Below are 3,131 nucleotides of genomic sequence, written 5' to 3'. Positions count from 1 at the left end.
ACTAATTACAAAAAAGTAATATCTTAGTATCAATTATTATTTTGGATAAGGGCAACAGCTCTTATACAATTAGTTGTACCACATTTGAGACAGAAAAACATTAACTAATTCACAATTAGAAAACATTTAACTTATTCAAAACCTATAAATTCATATTATTGATGAATTACTAAAAATCGATTATTTTGAAAAACACATCATCAATTGTATTAATTCTATTTATATTTCTGATTCAATCAATATTTGGGCAAAATTACATTGCTGGATTTAAAACCTTACAATTAAAAGATAGCGCACGAACTTACAAGTCAGAAACTAAAACAACAGAGAGCTTGCATTACCGACCTGTAGATTTAGACATTTGGTATCCATCAAAGGAAAAGAATGGAAAACCAATGCTTTTCAGGGACTTGTTCAGTCTGTTTGAACATCGCGCAGTTGCCTACCAAGGCAATGATGATTTTTCAGGTATGACAGAGGAATTAGCTCAATTTTATGTTGCAGAACTTGAAGTAGGAACAGATGGGAAAAAATTGCTGAACATCAAAACAAATACATATTTAAATCTTAAACCAATCGAAACCAAACTTCCTGTGGTTATTTATATGGCTGGTTTCAACGGAATGGGGTTTGAGAATTATAAAATTCTTGAAACGCTGGCTCAAAACGGATATGTTGTAATTTCAGTTTGGAGCGTTGGACGTTACCCAGGAAATATGACTAATCAAATGGCAGATATGATGGAACAAGTGTATGATGCCAAATTTGCCATAAACTACTTGACCAATAAGAATATACTAAATGCCAACTTTGACAATGTAGGGTTGATTGGATGCAGTTGGGGCGGAATGAGTTCAGCAGTTCTTGCGAAAAATAACCCTAAAATAAAGGCATTTGTTTCTCTCGATGGTACCGAAACACATTATTTTGGCGAAAACGAAGAAGACGACGATTTTATTCAAGAAATTCACGATAGTAACGTTTTACTACCAACCGTACAAAATTTAGACTATCTCTATTTAGAGAGTGGAGATAAACTCGATGAATTTACAACCGAAAAAGAGTTTCATTATTTTAAACAATTAGAAACCCCAAAACATTATTTACGTTTTACAAATAGCCAGCACGCAGATTTTACTTGTATTCCATCAATACTTAAATCAACATCAAATGCGATTAAAATTCACGATGATATTCAATCATTAACATTATCCTACTTAAACAAATCACTGAAACAACAAAGTGGATTTGATACACTTTGGAAAGAAATATCATCTTTAAATTATACTACCATACAACCTTTTGACATTAAAAAAACATCTGTAACGACCGCAGAGTTTGCGGGTTTAATTCTTGATAAACGAACGAATGAGCCTCTACCTTACGTTAACATCGGTATTCTAAACCGAGAAATAGGCACAGTTTCCAATTCCAACGGTAAATTCTCATTAGAACTAAAAGAAGAATATAATAAGGACACAATAAGAATTTCCTCAATTGGCTTTAAGCCAGTCGAAGTCCTGATAAGGAAAATAATCCAAAGAAAAGAACCAGTTGTATATAAGTTAGAAGAAGATTTAAGTGAGCTAAATGAAGTTGTTATTACAGCAAAAAGTTTCAAAAAAAGAACGCTTGGTAATAAAACAGAATCTAAGTTCATAAGCACAGGATTTAGTTATGATCAGCTTGGAGCTGAAATGGGTGTTAAAATTAACATTCGTAAAAATCCTACCATTGTAGATGCGTTCAATTTCAATATTCCTTACAACAGGTTAAGCGCAAAATCGGTTTTCAGGCTCAACTTTTACAGCATAAATAAAAGTAAACCAGATGTTAATTTACTAAAGGATAATATTCTTGTTACAATTGAATCAAAGCAAACAGGTAACGTAACTATTGATTTAAAGCCTTATGATATTGTTTTAACAGATGATGTAATTACCACACTGGAATGGGTTGAAACCAAAGGAGAGAACAATAAAGGAGAAGCTATCTTTTTCTCACTTGGAATATTAAATAGTGGAACGCTTTATAAAAAATCAAGTCAAGCTAAATTTAGAAAGCACAGTAGCATGGGAGTTGGATTTAACATAGACGTGAGGTATTAAAAAACGTGGTACAACAACGGCTATAATTCATTGCGGCGGAATTTCCTAAACGGAAATTCTTATCTTGCAATAATGGCTTGGTTATCTCGGAATGTCCTAGCGGACGATTCCGCAACGAAACCATAGCCCAACCGTTACCCAACATTTTCAAATGCGACTAACATTACTAATTATTATAGTTCTTTTTGCAAGTTGTGTTTCTAAAAAAAATGTGGCTACACAGACTCATGTCATTCCATCTGAGATTTATGGAGACTGGGTAGTGACTGAGCTTAATATATTTCCATTTGAACATTTGGATGATTGTGGAAAACTTAATTTAGGTACAATTTTTCAATTTACTGACAAAAGACAATTGAAGGTCTTCAATTCTGAAATGACACAATTATGCAATTACCCACAATCATTTTCAGTAACTAATAATAAAGTGCTAGGTGTAATGGTCTATGATGTTGGAATAATGTACACAATTGAAAAACTTAGTGACGAAAACCTGACACTCCGAACCACAAGAGTACCAACATTCTTTCCGCAAAAACGCAAAAAATACTCTGAAGGTTTTGAAAAAGATTCCATAGCTGTGCGAATAGAAACGGAGGGAATAATAATCAAACTGGAAAAGAGAAATTAACCAACTTTTTAGCATAATTGTGCAGATGGACCTCATTCGAACGCAACTGTTGTGTTGATGGACTTGCTAATCTATTGGAAAAACTTACTCTGTCGGAAAAAACGTTGGGTAACAAAGCCTATAATTAATACGGACTTTGGTCTTTAAGCCAAGGTCTGTGTATATTTATGAAGTCGCAAAATCTTTGGGATTTTGCTTTCGAACAAAAAAAAGAAAAAACAAAACCAAAAGCTTTTGCTTAGCGCGTAGCTGGAAATCCGTCGGATTTCTGCGCCGCACTAATCATAGCCCAACCGTTACTTTTAATGGTGCGACTGAACTTTCCTGAAATAGGTTGACTAAAAATTAATCATTTAATTACAGTCACTTATGAAACCACAAAAAGACCACTG

Annotated in this window: 2 protein-coding genes; both read left to right on the top strand. The window is 33.5% G+C overall.

Features of this window, described 5'->3' with window-relative positions:
• Positions 1-185: 185 nt before the first annotated feature.
• Positions 186-2,108 (top strand): carboxypeptidase-like regulatory domain-containing protein, encoded by a 1,923-nt coding sequence (locus Q0945_RS15715; RefSeq protein WP_299436525.1) that lies wholly within the window; start codon positions 186-188, stop codon positions 2,106-2,108.
• Between the two features lie 151 nt (positions 2,109-2,259).
• The gene (locus Q0945_RS15710; RefSeq protein WP_299436522.1) at positions 2,260-2,739 is read left to right on the top strand and encodes a hypothetical protein; all 480 of its coding nucleotides are present in this window, start codon (positions 2,260-2,262) and stop codon (positions 2,737-2,739) included.
• Positions 2,740-3,131 lie beyond the last annotated feature (392 nt).

Source organism: uncultured Maribacter sp. (assembly GCF_947500405.1).
Classification (GTDB): domain Bacteria; phylum Bacteroidota; class Bacteroidia; order Flavobacteriales; family Flavobacteriaceae; genus Maribacter_B.
Note: the sequence above shows the minus strand (reverse complement) of the source record. Positions and strands in the feature narration are given on the sequence as shown.

Coding starts and splice junctions, on each gene's coding strand:
- Q0945_RS15710 (WP_299436522.1), top strand. CDS start 2,260: ATGCGACTAACATTACTAATTATTATAGTTCTTTTTGCAAGTTGTGTT.